Origin of the sequence: Sulfurovum xiamenensis (genome assembly GCF_030347995.1) — a bacterium.
Classification (GTDB): domain Bacteria; phylum Campylobacterota; class Campylobacteria; order Campylobacterales; family Sulfurovaceae; genus Sulfurovum; species Sulfurovum xiamenensis.
In genome coordinates, this window is sequence record NZ_JAQIBC010000003.1 from 303,924 (window position 1) to 323,270 (window position 19,347).

Here is a 19,347-nt window from a genome sequence, read left to right on the forward strand (position 1 = left end):
ATTTGCATGAGAATACTGTTGCTTTGTACCGCCTTTAACACTCAAACACAAGCAGTATATACTGAATTGAAAGATAGAGGGCATGATGTTTCTGTGGCATATGCAATCAGTGAAGTACAAATGTTAACAGAAATAGAATATTTTGAACCGCAGCTTATTTTATGCCCATATTTAAAGCGTTATTTACCTGAAAGTATTTATGAAAACTATCCTACATACATTTTCCATCCGGGGCCCATCGGTGATAGAGGACCTAATTCTTTGGAGTATGCACTTCAAAACCATACTAAAGAGTGGGGAGTTGTCATACTCAAAGCAAATAAACTTTATGACGGAGGTGATATCTATGCACAGCAGAACTTCAAGGTACGAGATACATACAAAGCGTCACTCTATCGTCAAGAGATAGTAAGGGCAACATTACAAGCCCTTGAACAGTTTTTTGTGAATCTAAAAAATGATAATGTAACACCGCAACTTTTAAATCCTATACATGAACAATTTACACAATCCAAAAGAGCAATAAAATGGCTAACAGATGATACTGAAACCATTATAAAAAAAATACATCTTTCAGATAGCTTCCCTGGTGTTCTGGACGAAATACTGGGTGTGCCTTGTTACCTTTTTGGTGTACATAAAGAAGATAAATTTAGGGGGAAACCTAAAGAAATACTTGCCAAACGTGATGGAGCTATTTGTCTGGGAACGAGAGATGGGGCTATATGGATATCACACCTTAAAAAGGTAGGAGGTTTTAAACTACCTGCAACGTATGTTCTAAAAGAAAAGCTAATGGGTATTAAAGAAGAACGTCTACCTCTTATATTTGACAAGAGTTATGACACTTTTTATGAAATAAGTGTAGAGAAGAAAGATAATGTGGCCTATCTCCATTTTAATTTTCATAATGGAGCAATGAATACTCAACAGTGTATTCGCCTGAAGTATGCTGTTGAGTATTTGAAAAATGAATGTGAAGTATTGGTGCTGATGGGAGGAATGGATTTCTTCTCTAACGGTATACATTTAAACATACTGGAAGACAGTGCTAAACAAGGCGAAGACGGATGGGCAAATATTAATGCTATGAATGATTTAGTCCATTCCATACTCTATGCAGATGAAGTAGTTACAGTCGCCTCTTTTGGACATAATGCAGGAGCAGGTGGTGTATTTATGGGACTGGCGTGTGATTATGCTGTAGGAAAGGAGGGTGTAGTCTTAAATCCTCACTATAAAACCTTGGGTCTTAGTGGAAGCGAATACCATACCTATAGCCTACCAAAGCGTATAGGCAAAGAGATGGCAGAGACTTTATTAAGTAAGTGTTTACCTCTTTCTGTAGAGAAAGCTAAAGCATTGGAAATGATAGATGAAGTGTATACCGAGGATACATACTATGAAGAGTTACATCATTTTGCTAAAAATGTATATAGTGATGATTTTATCTCGAAGAAACAAGATTACCTGGATCAGCATAAAGAACAAATAGAAGCACTGAAAGAGACAGAACTTGAAATCATGCATCCGGAGTTTTGGAGTAAAGAGAGTGATTTTCACATTTTACGTCAGGAATTTGTTTATAAAACTTGTCCCATAGAAACACCAGAAAGATTGAAATTAATAGTAAATAAGGAAAGAATATATGCATGAATATAGTGTAGTACAAGCACTTTTAAATCAGTGTGAAGATGTAGCAGAGCAAAACAATGCAAACATGGTTACAAAAGTCATTACCAAAATAGGTGTCATGAGTGGTATAGAGACACATCTTTTACAAACAGCATTTGATACCTTTAAGGAAGGAACAATTTGTGATGGAGCAGAATTCATCATCAATGAGCAGAAGGTAAAACTGCATTGTAACAGTTGCCGCACCGAATTTGAAATAGACGAAGTGCGCTATGCCTGTACAGAGTGTGAAAGTTTAGATGTAAAGGTCATTGATGGTGAAGATATGTATCTTATGAGTTTAGAAATGGAATAAAGGAGAAATTATGCAAGAGTATTGGGAATTATATATGAAAAATCTAGAGGGTAAACCTTCCTCTATACAGTTTAATGCGGGAATTTCTATGGATATAGATGAGTTACAATACTCCCATCCTATTGTTGCATTTGTAAAAGTAAAACTGAAAGAACCAAGTGAACATGGTTTGATTGGAGAGCAGGAAGAGCCAGAGATCCTTTTTATGGAAGATAAATTGGAAGCCTCACTCATCAAATTTCGTATTGGAAAATATGTAGGTCGAGTAATTAGTGATGGATATGTTACTTTTTTATTTTATGTACAGTTTACCTACAATTGGCAAGATTTTTTAGAGTTTGCATTAGAGGAATTTGAAAGTTATGAAATTAGTAATGGATATCAGGAGGATAGAGAATGGAATTATTATAAAAAACTACTTTATCCCACACCAAAAGAGTGGCAACTTATTCAAAACCATAAAGTATGTGATGTGCTTAAAGCAAAAGAGGATAACTTACATCTGGCACGTGCAATAGAACATAAATTATTTTTCTCAAATGGAGATGAAAAAAAAGATGAGTTGGTATCTAAACTGGATGTAAAAGGTTTTAAAATTCAATCTGAGATAGAAAATGAAGAAGGTGTAAAAGGCTTAAAATTCTACCGTATAGATAAGCCTTTCTATCACGATATAGATGAACTTACATTATATCTTATAGATTTATTAGAAGAATATGGAGCAAGTTATGATGGTTGGGAGACAAGTGTGGTTAAATCATAACACCAGATGGGTCTTTTGCACGATTAATGATTTCTTCTAAGCTAGTGATGGTTTCTTTTTCGTTATATGTTATACCATGTTTTTCAAGATATTGTAATACCACACCAATATAGTCAATAAAAGCCTCTTTAATAGTATCACTCAATGCAATGTCAAATGTTACTTCAAAAGGGACAATACCCAATACCAGAGCTTTTGGCACAGGTTTTCCCTGAAGTTCTAACATATCCAAACATTGTAACACACCTATCTCATGTGCACCACCACTATTGAGTCCGTAGCCACTGAGCTCTTCAGCAGGTATAGCATAAATAGAAGCAGGTTCATCATCTAACCCAATACTATCCAAGATAAGTATATGGTCATTTTCCATAAAGATATTGACCAAATGAATACCCTTTACCCCGCCATTAATAATTTGAATTTCCTTTGGAAATATATAATTCTCATTCAAATAAGTAGCGGCGTAAACTCCTAACCCATCGTCTTTTTGCAGTACATTACCAATGCCTAGTATTATCATATTTATCCATTCTATTTTGTTATTAGATTATAGCTTAGGTTTTTATAAATTAGAGTGACAAATACTACTTAATTTATATGCTATATATCTTAAAAAGAGCTAAATACATATTCAAACATTTCAGTGAAGTGACAAGGTTTTCTTTTATCAACATAGACTAAAAGAATTAACAACAAATTGAATAAGGGTATGAGAAAGTTAAAATTGCTGATGAAATTGAGTATAATAAATATTTTAAGCTTAATATATGAAAACAATTCAACATCTTAGAAATACGTAAGAAAAAATAAGTTGGAACCTCCCCAAAACCTCCCTAATGTTTTCACTACCAAGGTCAGGTTTTTAAATAGCTGTTTCTACATTGGTTATTCTGGTAAACTGATTTTATATAATGGTTTGATTTATTCGTTTGGCAGCTTAGATAAAAGATTACAAATATCTATTTCTAGTACATAAGCTATTTTAGCTAGATGTTCAATATTAAAGTGTTGACCTTTATGGATCTCTGCAAGTGAAACAATCGTCACTGATTTATGTCCGATTGCTTGTGACAATTGAAGTTGCGTTAAGCCTTTCTTTTCTCTAGCCTTTTTTACATTTCTCCCAATTTGTGTATACAATCTATCTATATAATTCTCTGGAAGTGTTTCAATATCTTTCATTTTTTACCTTGCTATAAGAAGTTGGTAAAGTTTAATGAGATATAGGCTATCATTCAACTTGTTATAACAAGTTATAGGAAGTTTGAGATGAAAACAAATTCACATCCAGTAAATAAACTTAGAAAATGTGTTAAAAAGCATGGAATGAAAATACTTCTTCCTCAAAATCTTCCAGAGGATATATTTAAGAGACTTGTCCTGGAAGCAAAAGCTTTAGATGAGGATAGAACTGATGAAGTACCTTCATCCACTTTGCTCATGTGTATTTTGTATCTCAAAAATGGTCCAAAGGTTCGTGATAATATGAAGGTTAAGTTTTCGGAAGAAGAGATATTGGATTATTTCAGTATGTATACTATGTATATCAGGCTTGAGGAAATGAGACGAAAAAGCTTGGTATTCATCCCTGACGATTCCCTTCCCACTTTACAAAATATCTTCGATAAAAGTAGAAGTATGGAAATCGAAGGTCTTGATGAAAAAATGGAATAAGAATCATCATGTTATCTCCGATCTATTTTTGGTAAAGGTTTATCCAGTTCTTTTTTGCTTACACCATTAGCATAAGAATTATATTCCCATCGGGCAAATTGTGCAAGCAGGGCATTATTCTCTTGTATCAGTCTTGTATTTTGTGCTTCAAGCCTTTCAAGTCTTTGTAGTAATACATCATATTCTATTGTATTTTTTTTCTTCTCGTCACCTGTATCTTGATATCTTTTTTGAGCAGAATCATAAGCAGATTTAATTCGAGTATGTTTTGCAAGTGTTTGACGTGTGTAGCGTTCTTTCAGTCGCAATTCAACTTCAGATATAAGATCATCCCAAGTTAATTTACCGGACCATCCATCGGTAATGTCGACTATTTTCTCGATGTCAGCATCTGTTAAATTTTTTGAGCGTTCTCGTGTTCTTTTTTGTGCCATTAAAAATCCCCTAGTTCGTCTATTAGTTTTTTTATATCGCTGTAGTCATCAGGTTCCAGTTCTGTTTGTTTTTGATCAAGCTTTAAATTTTCTTTTCTTCTATTGGATGCTTGCTCTATTGGTGAAACCGATAAAATATTGGATAATTGAATGATAGATCCGTCAGGAATGCTATCATTGTCCAGAATTTCACATGTATTTGTCAGGACTTCGAGGTCGATTGAGTGGGATTCAACCCATCTGTTAGCTCCAAAATGACCATCTTCTTGTGCTGCTTTCGCACGTTCCAAAAGTACTTCAGTTTCTTCTTTTAGTAGTTTTATCCTATCAGTTCTTATTAGGTCCCCTTTTACGCAGAAGTGTTCGGAACATCCCATACAGTGTCTATGAAGTTGACAGGGGGTCATGGTAAAGTCATGGATACAAACACCATACTCTCCAACATGAGCGGTTGGGACTTTCAGTCTTGCAAATTCATCACGTGATATAACCACTTTCTTTTTGATATCGTCTATATTGGATAAAGGTCCACTCATCAATTCTTCATTTCCTATGGCTTCACGTGCCATTTCAAGCATTTCATCGGCACTGATGTGGTCGTATGCTTGGTTTTGTCTGATATCAAGGCGTCCTGACCATTTGGCAATGTCAAGCTGACTTAAGCCTCCTTTTTGAGCCAGTGTATTGAGCCAGTGTCTAAACTGATGGGATGTCATTTGAATTGGACTGCCATCATTTTCCGTATAGCCAAACTTTTCAAAGAGAGAAAGTACATTTCCTCTTGTTTTTAGGGCATCTGAAACTAGTTGGTCGCTAATTGCTTTTACAGTAGGGATTAATGTGCCTTTATCACTATGGTATTCATTAATCCTTTGATAAACAAGTGCCTCAGAAAATTTTATGCCTACTTCTTCGTTGAGATAGGGAAATCTATCAGGCAAGAGCTCAAGTATCCTTTTTTCAAGGTCAGAAAATTTAATGACAAGTTTGTTACCATCTTTTTCAAAATGAACAGAGTTTTTATTGACCCAGGCAGATGCCAACCTTCTGAAACGCTCTAGATCATTGTCTGTTTGAGATTTACCAAAGAGGATATAAGCGACCTCTTTAGTGTTGAGTACTTTACCGCGTAGGTTCTCAATATCCTCGGAAAGATATACTCTATTTGGATTGTTCTCATACCATTGTGTTACCTCTCTGGCATGCATAGTTACGGTTTTTATTCTTGAGATCGCTTCCTTTGCAACATCGACCATCGAGGGGATTATCCATTTGATCATTGGTGCTGCACCTTTAGCGGGGAACCATCTCAGACCATATTGTTCAATACCGTCACTATCTTTTTGTGTAACTTCACAATCATATGGCAATAAGAATAGTTCGTTGACACGGTTTGGTGCACAGATCAGTAGGGCAATCAATGAGATCGAAAGTTGTTCATAGGGTGTACTGGCCTGATTGAAAATTTTTGGCAATGCTTCCAATCCTGCCTTGGACGGCATTTTCTTATTTCGAAGTTCATCAGCCTCTTTCCCGACACGTGAACTATCTGGAGGACGTTTCATCGGGTTTCTCCAGTCTATAGGTACTTTTATCAAACGTTTATTGGTGAGAAATAAACCAATATCTGCTAGAACAGCTCCAATACGATATGCTCTTGCTTTAGAATAGTGTTTCTTTGTAATTCTTGCTGCCTCGTCCAATACAAAGTTGTCAATATCATTAGGATTAGAGCTATTTTTAATATTGATGAGTGCTTGATCCACTACACGCAAAGGTTCTAATAGGTGTCCTGGAGACTTGAAAGAATTATGTCCAAACCTATATCTAAAATAAGCTTTTGTAAAACTCAGGAAGGGCTCTTTCATAGCGACCATTTTTTCTTCATTTATCTTTCCACCAGTATTTTTGGAAGCGTATTCATATGTTGAAAAAATAGCTGCAATACGTTTCGTCTTACCCTTTTGTTCCATAAAAGAAGAAATATCCCATATATTATTTTTAAATGGAAGATCAGATCCAAATACAGTAAGATCATTTTTGCACATTGTGATGAACCTGTTCAGATTTTCTTGTGAACTAAGTGTTTCAATAGGTTCAAACTGTAATACGGTACTCACTGGGTTACCTCCAAAATATTTCGTGCATTGATGTTCTGACATTCCACTACCACTTGGGCAACTGCAAAGATAATGTTATCATTTACACTTGCAATTCTATGGTCAGTTATCTCGAGTAATTCTTCCCGCTTTTTCAGAAGGGTTATCAAAAGTTCTTCATGAGGAGCATCTGACCATGCCTGGAAGCTGCCACAGGTGTAGCAAGCCAACGGAGCTAGTAATCCGCAGAATCCATAGCTTCCACATTTTCCCAGAGAATTAGATTCACTTTCAATACTTGGATCAATGATATCGCTAGAAGGATCATCTGCACGTTTAGCTTGAGATTTATCCGTAAATATAACACCTGCAAATGCTTGTGCTATTGGAGCAATTTGTAGCGCAACTGCTTTGTCTATGCGTTTTATAATCTCAGGAGTAGTTTGGGTGTATACACCAGCATTTTGAGTGTCCGTATGATCGAGGATTTCAGCAATAATAAGTTCACCATGCCCTTCAGCTGCGGCTCTTGTTCCAATTGTTCTTCTAAAACGTGTTGGAGTGATATGGATCTTTTCCCCAGTTCTTTCTGAGGTTACGTTTAAACTATCGATGACTTTTTGAACTTGGTCAGTTATCGTGTCAGAACTTTTATGATATGCAAACTCTCCAGTCCTTTGCTGATCTTCTGATGGAAAAAGAGGAGATTGCTCAATATTATCAAGAACCCCAGCAAAAGTTTTTTTGATATTATCACGATAGTCGAATAGTACTTTTACTAGAGCAGGAGGCAATAGGCGTTCTTTGAACTCTGATCTTGGCTTTTTTCTGTTTTTTACTCTAGGAATACGGATGATGTATTCTTTGGAATTATCTTTAACCATTCCTGATAACAGATCGCAGACTTTCATTTGCGCAAACTGTATAGGCCTGGAGCCATAGACCATTAATAGCCAGATGAGTAGATAATCTTCTTGAGAAATATTTCCATTTGCATAACTGTTGTTAATAGCACTCTGAATATTTTCAAGCTCCAGATCCGTAAAGGGTCCATCATAAGGGTCCATTGTTAAGACAGCTCTTCCTTTTTCATTACTTTTAAATTTGGTTTCATTGAGATAGCTATAGGCGTCTTTAGATACCCCTGGATATCCCATCTCGTACCACTTTTTTAAAAAACCGGACAATGAGCCTAAATACCATTCATGTTGAGCATCTAGGGTACCTCTATAGTTAATTAGATGTGTAGAAGTTATTATAGAAATATCATAGTTATAGTGTTCAAATAAAAATTGAATTAGTTCTTTTAATCTATTATACATATTAACTGGGTGTTGAACTGCACGATTTTGTAAGTACCATACAAATATTCGTTTTAATCCATATTTAATGTTCTGAGATATTTGAAGCACTGAAAAATTAATTATATGCTTTTTTGATATGTCATTGAAAATCCATATTTCATCATTAGGGTTAAATATTTGACCATTTTTTGTTTTTGATATAGGTATATAGTGTTTACTAGTTTTGGTTTTTGGTGTGGCCTTCATTTTTTGTCTCCAGTATCTTTATAAGATCTGTTTAGTTGTTCATTGCCCATTTCCAAAATAACTTCATTGGCTTTTGTCTGCGTATGACGTTTTGTATAGGTTGCTGCACTGTTTGAACTTTCAGACCATCCCATCAATTGTGATCGTATTTTCTTTTCTTTTTCTTCAGATATGTTTTTCTCATCCATTTTAGCAGAAAATCTATCGTTCCATGAGTGTCGAAGAATATGTGGTGTTAAATTTTTAAGTATCTCAGGTGAAAACTGTTTGATCTTATTAAAAAGTTTATTCACGGCAACTAGACTGAGTGGTGAGCCAGATTTATCTGCAACAAATAAGTATTCATGTTTTTTAGACTTTGGCAGCAATTTTCTGTGTTCAATAATATAATTTTCTGTTAAAGAAATAATTTTTTTTGGTATTGCAAGTTTACGTCCAAGTGTTTTCACCAATGGTTGTGTCACTCTGGGATCTTGAGGGTCATCAGGTCGTCGTACCAATTGAACAGTTTCAGCTCTGAAATCAATATCAGATATTTTAATACTTAGCAGTTCTCCTTTACGGAGTCCAAATGTATAAAGCCATAAGATGATCAGCTCATTTCTAACTTTTGTAAATTCGCTTTTCCAGGGATTGTCGGGTGAGTTACGATTAATAATAGACAGCAGCACATCAGTTGATTCATCAGATAACCCCATTGGAGCTTCACTGGATGAACCTGAAGAGGAGCTTGGAATACGTGATGTCATAGTGGTCTTGACTTGACTTTGAGATTCTCTCAGTATGTTTAGGATTGGATCTGATTCAGCTAGTCGCGCCATATGTACATTAGCGATCCAAACTAGAAAATCTCTGATCTGTCTAATCCTTTGAGCAACGGTATCACTTCCCACTGTTTTAAAACAATTAGTAGAATCTTTAGATCGAAATGCTTCTAAAGACTTCAGTGTAAGAGATTGTTTTTGATTTTCAGTTTTTACCTCTTCTCTGATATCCTCCAAATAAAGTTTACAGAGGTCACAAAGGTATTCTATTTCATGTAAGTGAAGTATTTTTCCTTGATCAATTCTATTCTCAAGATCTATACCATTGATCTTGTAGTTCTTTAAAAACAGTTTCAGGATAATTAAATGTCTCAGTACCTGTTCAATGGTATTGGCAGCATCACCTTTGGATCTATGTTGAGTAATAGAAAAAAGAGTACTCCAGTAATCAGGAAACCCAGTTTCATTGTCTATCAGCATTGGGAGTCTTTCCCCAGTACTAAACATGACTTTTTTTATAGTGTAAGGCATCATACTTATTTCCAGTTTTTTTGTTATACATTATAGCACAAATGGAAATAAGTTGATAAAAAGTGTAAATAGTGGTTTAAGTCCTATATATTGGGAAGTTAGTTTATAGTTATTTACACTTGTATTTTAGTATCGATTAAAACGGTATTTCATCTTCATTGATGTCAATTTCTGGAATGTTTGACGTAGGTTGCGGTGCAGCTTTTGGAGCAGACGGTGCAGGTTGGCTATAGCTGTCATGCGATGGAGCATCATACCCTGATGGTCCACCTTGGCTATATCCGTTATCACCCATAGGTGCTGCTTCGTCTTTTCCTCCTAGCATTTGAAGGTTTTCTACTGTAACTGAGTGTCTACTTCTTTTGCTTCCGTCTTGTGCTGTCCACTGATCTAGCTTCAATCTTCCGTCTACTAAAACTTTGCTACCTTTACGTAAGTACTGATTTGCAATTTCAGCCGTTCTTCCAAAAAAAGTAAGATCGATAAAGAGAACTTCTTCTTTTTGTTCACCAGTTGCAGATTTGAATTTACGTGAAGTTGCAATGGCAGTATTACCGATGGCACTTCCACTTTGTGTATATTTAATCTCAATATCTCTAGTGAGGTTTCCGGCTAAAATGATCTTGTTGTACATAAGGTGGCTCCTAATCTATGGTTGATTATGCTTCTGTCGCTTCTGCTTCAGGTGCTTTTGTCTCTGTCGTACCTTTGTTTGCTTCTGCTACAAGTTTCTCAAACTGTGCGATCTCTTTGTTTTTAGTATATTTCACAGTTAAAAACTTAATGATATCTTCGTTGATCTTAAGATTTCTCTCAAGTTCTTGGATCGTTGCACCTTCTGCTTTATAGAAAAGAACAGTATAGTAACCTCTGTTATGTTTTTCTACTTGGTATGCAAGTTTTCTCATACCCATGTCATTCGTACCAACTAGCTCGGCACCTTCTTTAGCAAGAACATCTTTTACTTTCGCAATTTGTGCTGCAATCTCTTCTTCTGTAAGTGTAGGTTTAACTACAAACAGTGTTTCATAACAAGTCATATTGTTTCCTTTTGGTTTAATAGCCCATGTATACAGCTGTCATTAGCTGTCCAAAAATGAGCAAGAATTTTGGAAGCGATAGTTTACTATATTATTTCTTAGTTGCACATTAGAGAGGGATCTACATCTTTTTTCGGTCCTAAACTTAAAATTAATAAATATTTTTGTATGATTTAATAAAGTTAATTTATTACAGAAGGTATTACAGTATGGAAAGAAGAAATTTTTTACGGTTATCCGCTACATCAGCCATGGCAGTAGCTATTGCTCCATCATTGATCACTCAAAGACTTTATGCCGAAGATGGAAGTTTGTTTCAACCTTTTGAGAAGGTACAACTGAAAGACGCTGAAGGAAATCCTATCAAAGCTTCTGCGTTAGCTGTTGAGGAAAATTATGTATTCAATTACCCGTATGTAGGTACACCGGCTATCATGGTCAATCTTACTTCACCGGCAGAAAAGGATATTGAACTTACAGCTGAAGATGGTACAAAATATATCTATAGGGGAGGCGTAGGTGCAAAGGGTACGATCGTTGCCTATTCTGCTATCTGTCCACATCAGCTCACACACCCTCAGCCTGAGATGAGTATGTTCCATTATATAGATGAAAAAGGTACAACAAAAGCTTACAGTGGTGGCGCATTTGTATGTATGTCCCATCTGTCAAGATTTGAACCTAAACAAGGCGGGAAAGTAGTAGGCGGACCGGCTACTCAAGGTTTGGCTTCTATTATTTTAGAAGTGGATGCAGAAGATAACATCTGGGCAGTTGCCGTATTGGGTCCGGTGAAGTTCCAGGATTACTTTGATGCCTTTAAAGATGAGTTTAAAAAGTTCTATGGGAACAGAAGAAAAGCTAAAAAACTTACGAAAGAAGAGACAAAAGTACAGACACTTAAAAATTTTTCTGCTGATATCATTCGACTATAAAAGTAAGCTATAAGATGATGATGTAGCACATCAACATCTTATTAGGTGTGGGATCCACATCTGCATGTAGCTTTTTGTTATATCTTCAAAATTATTCATTACACTCTTCAGAATAGTTGATTCAAAGAAAACTTTTGTCATAATAGAGTTACTTTATATGATGTAAAGTGATCAACAATATACCATTTTAGGAGGAGACATTATGGCAATGAATAGGAGAGACACATTTAAACTTGTCGGTGTTGCTGCAGCAGCTGCAGCAATGCCGAGTATTGCGACAGCTAGCGAGAAAAAATCAACCGCAAAGAAGACAAGTGGCAAATCAGTTGTAATTGTAGGTGGTGGTTTTGGTGGGTTGACCATAGCTAAAGCACTTAGAAAAAAAGATAAAAACATTGAAGTAACCGTGATCGAGAAAAACAATATCTTCATGGCTTGTCCTTTTTCCAACACACTGCTTGGCGGTCTTGATGGTGTCAGTTTAGACACGTTTGTAGGTGACTATTTCCAGCCGGCTGGAAAGTATGGTTATGATTTTGTACATGCGACAGTGACGTCTATCGATAGAAAAGCTAAGACGGTGACAACCACTGCGGGAGATATCGCTTATGATATTCTTGTCCTTTCTCCTGGTATCGCTTATGATTATGAAAAACAATTCCCTACTTGGTCTTCCGAAAAGATCGCAGAAGTTTCACAAGCTTGTCCCGCTGCATTGATGCCAGGAAATGAACACATTGCGCTGAAACGGCAACTTGAGAATATGGATGACGGTAACGTGATCATCATACCACCAGCAACAGGAAAGTATAGATGTCCTCCTGCACCGTATGAGAGAATAGCTATGGTAGCGAATTATCTCAAGAAGGAAGGTATCGAAGGGAAAGTGATCGCACTGGATACAAGAAACGGTAAATTTGCTAAAGGGGCAGCGTTTCAAGAGTCTTGGAAAGATATCTTCCCGGATATCATTGAGTATCACGGTTTGACCGAGGTCGTGGATATCGATACGGAGAAAAAAGTCGTTACCTATAAAGTGTTTGAAGATGAAGCGGATGATGAAGGTGTATTGAAGACAGAGAAGTATGAAGTGTGTAACCTTATACCTATCAACAAGTGTTCGCCTGTTGTGGCTATGGCCGGTATTGAAGTCGATGGTGCAGGGTATGCAATGATGGACGGGTATAGCTTCAGATCCAAGACAGATTCAAATATTTATGTGATCGGGGATGCGGTGACACATGCCATACCACCAAGTGGACAGACAGCTATATGGGCAGCACACAGAGCAGCAGGACAGATCACTGATCAATTGAACGCCAAAGCAAATGATCCTAAAGCAGGTCTTCCGGCTAAAGCGGCAAATGTATGTTATTCTATGGTAAGTGGAAAACCAGAAGAGGCGATCATGGTGACACATACCTTTACAGCAGATCCAAGCGGTAAGCTGGTAGGTAAAGGCAATGTGCCTAAGCCAAAAGACGGTGGCGGTAAGTTCAGATCCAAAGGTACGGCAAAAGCGACTAGAGAGTGGTTTGGTGGAGTAATGAGAGAACTCTTCTCTTAATAGGTCATCTTTTTAATGATTTGCACTCATCTTTGAGGGATGAGTGTAATCAGCTACCAGTGTAGCCTCCTTTACTCAAACCCTCAAATCTAAATACAACTTATTAAAAACCTTAACCTATTAAATTTTCCAAAAATAAAATAAAAATTATGTTTTACAGATAGCCCTGCAGCTTGATCAGCATACTGTAGACCAATACCTCTTTTTGCGTACCCGGCGCCTTTTTGATGAGTATCTCACTCTCCAGTAAATGTTCAAATATTTTCAGCAATGCCGCGGATTTTACACGTAAAGCCAACTGTGCTTTTTGTTCTTCTATCTGTTTAGGCAGTTTGTATCCAAGTATAGCCGCTGAATCGACATGTCCATGGAGTTTGATATAGGCATGAAAGAGGAAGATCTGATTGACAAAATATTGTGTGGAGCGAAGCAGTGACGCTTCATCTTCTCCCAGTTCAAGCAGTTTGGTAATGGTTGCCGTGATAGGCTTTTTGTTAAAAAGGTCTATGAGCAGTTGTTCTGTTGCCAGAGGTGCGGTCGAGTAGACAAGTCTATCGATATCTTTACTGGTCACTTTCATACCCAGTATGGCAAGTTTATCCAGTTCGTTGGCACAGAGTGCCAGGTTGTTATTGAGTATGAGCATCAGATGCTGGAGGGCATAGTGATCGATGTCAAGCTGTATCTGCTGTGCTTTTTGTTGTAGCATCGCTATACCGTCACGTATGTTCGGTTCGAAAAACCGTACCCATACTCCGCCTTTTTTCTCACTGAAAGCCGCTTGCATACTCTTTGCATCTTTGGGAGCACCTGCATAACCGTAAAGAAAGTAGTTGTCTTCACTTTTGTTGGCAAGTTCTATGAGTATATCGAGCTCTTTTTTGGGTATTTTCTTATCGTGTTTGACCACTACAAGATTTGTACCACCAAACAGAGAGGTTTGGGAAAGAAAATTCTTAGCCTGTTCAAAATCCCATTCGTCGTGGTAGAGAGTGAGCATACTCTCTTTTGCATCGGTTTTTTTGATATAGGTATCGATGTAATGGTCCACAAGGTAGTCATTTTCACCATAAAACAATACAGATTTAGGAAAAGCCTGTTTGAGTTTCTGGTCAAATTCTCTTTGGTACATTAGGCTAACTCCATGGCATCTTTACTCAATTTTTCAACGAATTCAACCATGATGATGGCTTGAGGGATATTGACTTCATTGATCCTGACCCTGACTCTGTCAAAAAGCATCACATTGTCCCCTTTAAGATGCACCGTAACACCTTTGATCTCGCCTAAGAGTACGGCTTTGGCACTCTCTTCAACTTCGACGATCTCCGCTTCGAAAGTCTCACCCAAGTGTGTGGCTGCCCAACGTGCGAATTTACGGTCTCTAAAGTCCCATTCTGCTTTGGTTGCATCTCTCTCAAGTTCACTGACCCTTGCACAGAGCGGTTCGATATTTCTTAGCAGATAACTTGCCTCTTCGGGTTGATCACGCAGTTGTGTCTTGATAAGACGATGCAGTATCAGGTCGGCATATCTACGTATGGGTGAGGTAAAGTGGCTGTAGTGACTGAATCCCAGTCCAAAGTGCCCCACATTTTGTGCCGAGTAGCTTGCACGCCGTAACGCTTTAATGACCATAGCATCCACTTCGGAGGAAAGATTCATTTTTGCTGCTTCTTTTTGTATGGCACGTATAAGAGAAGGTGCATCTTCATACTCTTCCACATAAAGACCAATGGCCGCAAGTTCAGTCAGTAACGCTTCCATCTTGGCAAGCTGCGGTGGTTCATGGATACGGAAGATACTGTCACCTTCACCTGTAAAACGTTTCGCTGCAGCCTGGTTGGCTAAAAGCATACATTCTTCTATGAGCGAATGTGACGGTGTACCTGTTTCTATCTCTGTACTGACCAGCAAATGTGAAGCATCGATCGTGAGCTTGGTCTCTTCAGACCTAAAATCAAAGCCGTGCTTGAGCCTTTCATTACGCAATTTGACGGTGATTTTCTGTAAAGGAAGCAGCCATGTGAGGATCTGGGCTACGGTATCGGTAACTCCTTCTGTTCCATTTTCCAATATAGCATCGATATTGTCATAGTTAAAACGGTGCTTTGAGTGGATGATCGCTTCAAAGAACTCTTCTTTGATCGGTTTTAGGGTAGTCCTGTCCAAAGCTATCTTCGATACGAAGGCAAGCCTGTCTACTTTAGGTTTGAGTGAACAGATGTTCTCACTGAGCTCACGGGGGAGCATAGGAAAAGATTTGTGCGGCAGGTAGGTGGTGAAACCTCTTTTTTTGGCCTCTTTGTCTATATGGGTAAAGAAAGGCACATAGTGACTGACATCAGCGATCGCTACATAAAGGGTATACTCTTCCATATCAAAATAGATAGCATCATCAAAATCTTTTGCGGTCACGGGGTCGATCGTACAGAAATCAAGATGTGTAAGATCCACACGGTCAGAATGTTCTGCTTTGGTGACTTCTACTTCAACCTCCAGTGCATCAGTGACACACGCTGGCGGGAATTCATCTTCACGCTCATAAAGGGCCAGTGAGATCTTCTCATCGACCATAGGGTCATCGAGGGTTCCCATCACTTCAAGTACTTTATCTGTATCAATATCTACTTTGAGTACCATACCTAGTTTGAATGCCTTAAGGTCCATACCTTCCATGACAGCATGGGTTGGTAATCCTGTACGGATGTCTAGAATAAGAAAATTATTTGATTCATCCCTGTGTGTATAAGCGATCGTAAAGAGATGGGCTTTTTCTATGACAAGCTGTACTTTGCCACTGGCACGTCCACGTCTGGCGATGACCCGTTTGGCAACGACCACATCTCCATGCTTTGCGCCCCGAAGATCATCGGGTTCAATCAGCAGGTCTCTTTGCTCTTTGAACTCTGCTTCCACATACCCTTTGCCATCTTTACCTATGTAGAGTCTACCGACACGATAGATGGATTTAAGTTTCCAAAGCCCGTCTACTTCTTCAATGGCACCCAATTGCTGTAGTGCCTGAAAACTGTTCTGGTCTTCTTGTTCGATGTCTGAAATGAGACACCCGTTGATAAGTTGTATGGCAAATGGGGACATGGTCAAAAACTCTCTTCAATGGTCTGTAAAGTAAACGGTAGTGTCACTTTCATGAAGAGTTATTATATTACTTTAACGCTTCAAGTCTCTCTATTCTTTGTTCTGTACTTGGATGTGTACTAAAGAGTTGTTTGAGTGACATATCTTTACCCGTAAATGGATTGATGATGAACATATGTGCGGTTTGCGGGTCCGCATCGTGCATCATCATGCCTCGGGCATAGTTATCCAGTTTAGCCAAGGCACTCTGCAGCCATTCAGGATGGCCTGTCATTCTTGCGGCACCTTCATCCGCCATAAATTCACGGTTACGGCTTACAGTCATCTGTATCACTGTGGCAGCAAGCGGCATGATGATCATCAATGCTATCATGACAAGCGGGTTTGTCGGTCTATCACGGTCTCCGCCAAAGAACATACCAAACTGTGCCAACATCGCTATAGCTCCTGCGATGGTCGCTGTTACGGTTCCTATGAGCATATCGTAGTGTTTGATGTGGCTCAGTTCATGGGCAATAACAGCTTCCACTTCTTCTTCTGTCATCAGGTCTAAAAGACCCTCAGTAACTGCTACGGCAGCATGTTCATAATCCCTACCTGTGGCAAATGCATTGGGCTGTGCTTCAGGAATGATGTAGAGTGCAGGCATCGGCAGATTGGCACGATGTGTGAGTCTTTCTACGATGGTATAGAGCCCTGTGGCAGAGTTGTGGTCTACAGGTATGGCATGGTAATGTTTCAATACCTGTGTATCACTGTAATAGTAGGCATAAAAGTTCATACCTGCTGCGGCAAGAAAAGCGATGATCATTCCCGTTTTTCCTGCTATCATACCCCCAAACCAGATAAATAACAGGGTAAGTCCCGTCATTAGAGCATAGGTTTTCAATTGTTCCATTGTGTGCTATCCTTAAAATAGTTATTTTTATTATAAATATACCATATAGATACAAACGGAAGGTAAATCATACAATGCGTTATAATAAAGGTATGGTAAAAATAGTTTATATATTCATCACAGTAACAGTAGTGACTTTCGCCGGATTTGAATCTCATATTACGGAGATCACACCTCGGATCAAACAAAGAATGGTTCAAGGAAACTCCTGGAGAAAAGGCTGTCCTGTAGGATTAAAAGATCTGCATTATTTACGTATCAAATATATCAATTTCAACGGTGAAGAGCAGATGGGTGAAATAGTTGTACATAAAGAGGTTTCTGCTGAGGTGACAAAGGTCTTCGAAACACTGTATAAGATAGGGTATCCTATCAAAAAAATGAGACTGGTGAGTGACTATAAAGGCAGTGACTGGCAATCCATAGAGTCGGACAATACATCTGCATTTAACTGCCGTAAAGCTACAGGCAGTAAAAAATGGTCCAAACACTCTTACGGAAAGGCCATAGATATCAATCCGATAGAAAATCCCTATATTTCCAGAAAAGGATATATCTCCCATAAAGCATCGGTACCCTATAGAAAAAGAGTACATCAAAACTCTACTTATGCTGATAAAGCAGTATTGCTGAAAGATGATAAAGCCGTTCAAATATTTAAAAAATATGGTTGGCAGTGGGGTGGTGACTGGTCAGGTGTGAAAGACTATCAGCACTTTTCGAAATAAGATGCTTTCATTATAAAATCTTCTATATAGCACTTTTTATAAGGTTTTCTATCGAAGGGTATAAATTCATGGCTCGTAAACGTCGTTATAGCGAATAACCTTATAAAATATGTTAGATTATAAGGTTTTCATTTTATAGCTTATTACACAAGAAGTTGCTCAGCTCACATCAGCACTAATGTTTCCCTAAAAAACAACAGGACATTTTTTGTATACTACTAATACTTCAATAAAGGGGATAGAGAACATTTTGTTTCTTTAATAAATAGTTATAAATCAAGGGAGCTATAGTGAAATTTATTGTATNATAGCTTATTACACAAGAAGTTGCTCAGCTCACATCAGCACTAATGTTTCCCTAAAAAACAACAGGACATTTTTTGTATACTACTAATACTTCAATAAAGGGGATAGAGAACATTTTGTTTCTTTAATAAATAGTTATAAATCAAGGGAGCTATAGTGAAATTTATTGTATTGCTTAGAGGCGAGAACTTTGAAATCAATTATGATGGGAAGATTCAAAATGTCGGTTTCATGACAACTAGAACCGTAAAAGCTTCTAACTCAGAAGAAGCAGAATTGGCAGCAGTAGAATTAATTAAAAATGATGATTATCTTATTCAGATGGTTGTTAAAGACAGCACCCTTACTCCTAAGATCTACTTAGAAGAAATAGCTGAGGCAAAATGGTGGGTAAGATTAGGTGGCAAAGGATATACATTCTTTCCAATGGATGAGGAAGAAAATGAGTATTGAATGGTTTAATTGGTACTGCCACCAAATTGATAAAGAAAAGAATTGGGCAACGTATAGAGGTCGATATCTATGCCCTTGTTGTTATATGCCGACACTGGATGATCGTGCTGCTTTTGAGCTCTGCAATATATGCTTTTGGGAGGATGACGGTCAGGATTCAGATGATGCGGACATTATTCGAGGCGGTCCAAACCACGATTATTCTTTAAGTGAAGCAAGAAAAAATTTCCAGAAATATCTCACTATGTATAGGCCTAATGATAAACGAGCATTTGAAATGGAGAACAAGATAAAACCTAAGAAAGAGAAACTATATAATGCCTATAAAGAAGCTATTCAAAGCAATTCCGAAGAGTTATGGAATAAAGTTTTGGAACTAGAGAAAGAATATTAAAATAGCTAATTCATAATCGCTTGTTTGGACACCAACTAAGCGGTGTTTCCTATTCGCCCCAGAGCTTCAACCGTAAATTCTGCTTTTAGTTGAAAACCTTATAAAATATATAACTT

Annotated in this window: 20 protein-coding genes; 9 read left to right on the forward strand and 11 right to left on the reverse strand. The window is 37.7% G+C overall.

Annotation, left to right across the window (positions count from 1 at the left end):
- Positions 1-6 precede the first annotated feature (6 nt).
- The 3 genes from PF327_RS07155 to PF327_RS07165 are packed head-to-tail and all read left to right on the forward strand — an operon-like array spanning position 7 to position 2,753.
- A complete protein-coding gene (locus PF327_RS07155; RefSeq protein ID WP_289401903.1) occupies positions 7-1,656 on the forward strand; it encodes a hydrogenase maturation protein in 1,650 nt (549 codons plus the stop codon).
- Positions 1,649-1,990, forward strand: a complete 342-nt coding sequence (gene hypA / locus PF327_RS07160; protein ID WP_289401904.1) for a hydrogenase maturation nickel metallochaperone HypA — start codon at positions 1,649-1,651, stop codon at positions 1,988-1,990. Before PF327_RS07155 ends, hypA begins: the two co-directional genes overlap by 8 nt.
- A 10-nt stretch (positions 1,991-2,000) precedes the next feature.
- Positions 2,001-2,753, forward strand: coding sequence for a DUF695 domain-containing protein (locus PF327_RS07165; protein ID WP_289401906.1), 753 nt, complete (start codon positions 2,001-2,003; stop codon positions 2,751-2,753).
- Here PF327_RS07165 and PF327_RS07170 read toward each other — a convergent pair.
- Complete coding sequence (locus tag PF327_RS07170; RefSeq protein WP_289401907.1) at positions 2,743-3,276, reverse strand: HyaD/HybD family hydrogenase maturation endopeptidase; 534 nt, start codon at positions 3,274-3,276, stop codon at positions 2,743-2,745. The genes PF327_RS07165 and PF327_RS07170 overlap by 11 nt on opposite strands.
- A 401-nt stretch (positions 3,277-3,677) precedes the next feature.
- The gene (locus tag PF327_RS07175) at positions 3,678-3,938 is read right to left on the reverse strand and encodes a helix-turn-helix domain-containing protein (RefSeq protein ID WP_289401908.1); all 261 of its coding nucleotides are present in this window, start codon (positions 3,936-3,938) and stop codon (positions 3,678-3,680) included.
- Between the two features lie 87 nt (positions 3,939-4,025).
- Between PF327_RS07175 and PF327_RS07180 the strand changes: the two genes are divergently transcribed.
- Positions 4,026-4,430: a hypothetical protein gene (locus tag PF327_RS07180; protein WP_289401909.1), complete on the forward strand. Its 405-nt coding sequence runs from the start codon at positions 4,026-4,028 to the stop codon at positions 4,428-4,430.
- Between the two features lie 11 nt (positions 4,431-4,441).
- Here the strand turns inward: PF327_RS07180 and PF327_RS07185 are convergent, their stop codons facing one another.
- From PF327_RS07185 to rpsF, 6 genes are all read right to left on the reverse strand, one after another.
- On the reverse strand, positions 4,442-4,864 hold the full coding sequence (locus PF327_RS07185) for a hypothetical protein (RefSeq protein WP_289401910.1): 423 nt from the start codon (positions 4,862-4,864) through the stop codon (positions 4,442-4,444).
- Positions 4,864-6,984, reverse strand: a complete 2,121-nt coding sequence (locus PF327_RS07190; protein ID WP_289401911.1) for a hypothetical protein — start codon at positions 6,982-6,984, stop codon at positions 4,864-4,866. Before PF327_RS07190 ends, PF327_RS07185 begins: the two co-directional genes overlap by 1 nt.
- Positions 6,981-8,513 carry a site-specific integrase gene (locus tag PF327_RS07195; protein ID WP_289401912.1) on the reverse strand — a complete coding sequence of 511 codons (1,533 nt, stop codon included), beginning with the start codon at positions 8,511-8,513 and terminating at the stop codon, positions 6,981-6,983. The genes PF327_RS07190 and PF327_RS07195 overlap by 4 nt, the downstream gene beginning before the upstream one ends.
- On the reverse strand, positions 8,510-9,757 hold the full coding sequence (locus PF327_RS07200) for a tyrosine-type recombinase/integrase (RefSeq protein WP_289401913.1): 1,248 nt from the start codon (positions 9,755-9,757) through the stop codon (positions 8,510-8,512). Before PF327_RS07200 ends, PF327_RS07195 begins: the two co-directional genes overlap by 4 nt.
- A gap of 187 nt (positions 9,758-9,944) precedes the next feature.
- A complete protein-coding gene (locus PF327_RS07205; protein ID WP_008245394.1) occupies positions 9,945-10,442 on the reverse strand; it encodes a single-stranded DNA-binding protein in 498 nt (165 codons plus the stop codon).
- A gap of 25 nt (positions 10,443-10,467) precedes the next feature.
- Complete coding sequence (gene rpsF / locus PF327_RS07210) at positions 10,468-10,848, reverse strand: 30S ribosomal protein S6 (protein ID WP_289401914.1); 381 nt, start codon at positions 10,846-10,848, stop codon at positions 10,468-10,470.
- 209 nt (positions 10,849-11,057) lie between these two features.
- On the opposite strand from rpsF, the gene PF327_RS07215 reads away from it, so the two are divergent.
- Positions 11,058-11,783, forward strand: coding sequence for a Rieske 2Fe-2S domain-containing protein (locus tag PF327_RS07215; RefSeq protein WP_289401916.1), 726 nt, complete (start codon positions 11,058-11,060; stop codon positions 11,781-11,783).
- 202 nt (positions 11,784-11,985) lie between these two features.
- A complete protein-coding gene (locus PF327_RS07220; protein WP_008245388.1) occupies positions 11,986-13,350 on the forward strand; it encodes an FAD-dependent oxidoreductase in 1,365 nt (454 codons plus the stop codon).
- Between the two features lie 154 nt (positions 13,351-13,504).
- Here the strand turns inward: PF327_RS07220 and holA are convergent, their stop codons facing one another.
- The 3 genes from holA to htpX all read right to left on the reverse strand — a co-directional run bounded on the left by holA (position 13,505) and on the right by htpX (position 17,350).
- Positions 13,505-14,482, reverse strand: coding sequence for a DNA polymerase III subunit delta (gene holA / locus PF327_RS07225; RefSeq protein WP_289401917.1), 978 nt, complete (start codon positions 14,480-14,482; stop codon positions 13,505-13,507).
- The gene (locus PF327_RS07230) at positions 14,482-16,452 is read right to left on the reverse strand and encodes a VacB/RNase II family 3'-5' exoribonuclease (protein WP_289401932.1); all 1,971 of its coding nucleotides are present in this window, start codon (positions 16,450-16,452) and stop codon (positions 14,482-14,484) included. The genes holA and PF327_RS07230 overlap by 1 nt, the downstream gene beginning before the upstream one ends.
- A 67-nt stretch (positions 16,453-16,519) precedes the next feature.
- On the reverse strand, positions 16,520-17,350 hold the full coding sequence (gene htpX / locus PF327_RS07235) for a zinc metalloprotease HtpX (protein ID WP_008245381.1): 831 nt from the start codon (positions 17,348-17,350) through the stop codon (positions 16,520-16,522).
- Positions 17,351-17,424: 74 nt separating this feature from the next.
- Between htpX and PF327_RS07240 the strand changes: the two genes are divergently transcribed.
- The 3 genes from PF327_RS07240 (at position 17,425) to PF327_RS07250 (ending at position 19,231) form a co-directional block, all read left to right on the forward strand.
- Positions 17,425-18,078 (forward strand): M15 family metallopeptidase, encoded by a 654-nt coding sequence (locus PF327_RS07240; protein WP_289401918.1) that lies wholly within the window; start codon positions 17,425-17,427, stop codon positions 18,076-18,078.
- A gap of 462 nt (positions 18,079-18,540) precedes the next feature.
- On the forward strand, positions 18,541-18,837 hold the full coding sequence (locus tag PF327_RS07245) for a hypothetical protein (protein ID WP_289401919.1): 297 nt from the start codon (positions 18,541-18,543) through the stop codon (positions 18,835-18,837).
- Positions 18,827-19,231 (forward strand): CPCC family cysteine-rich protein, encoded by a 405-nt coding sequence (locus PF327_RS07250; RefSeq protein WP_289401920.1) that lies wholly within the window; start codon positions 18,827-18,829, stop codon positions 19,229-19,231. The genes PF327_RS07245 and PF327_RS07250 overlap by 11 nt, the downstream gene beginning before the upstream one ends.
- The last annotated feature ends 116 nt before the right edge of the window (positions 19,232-19,347 follow it).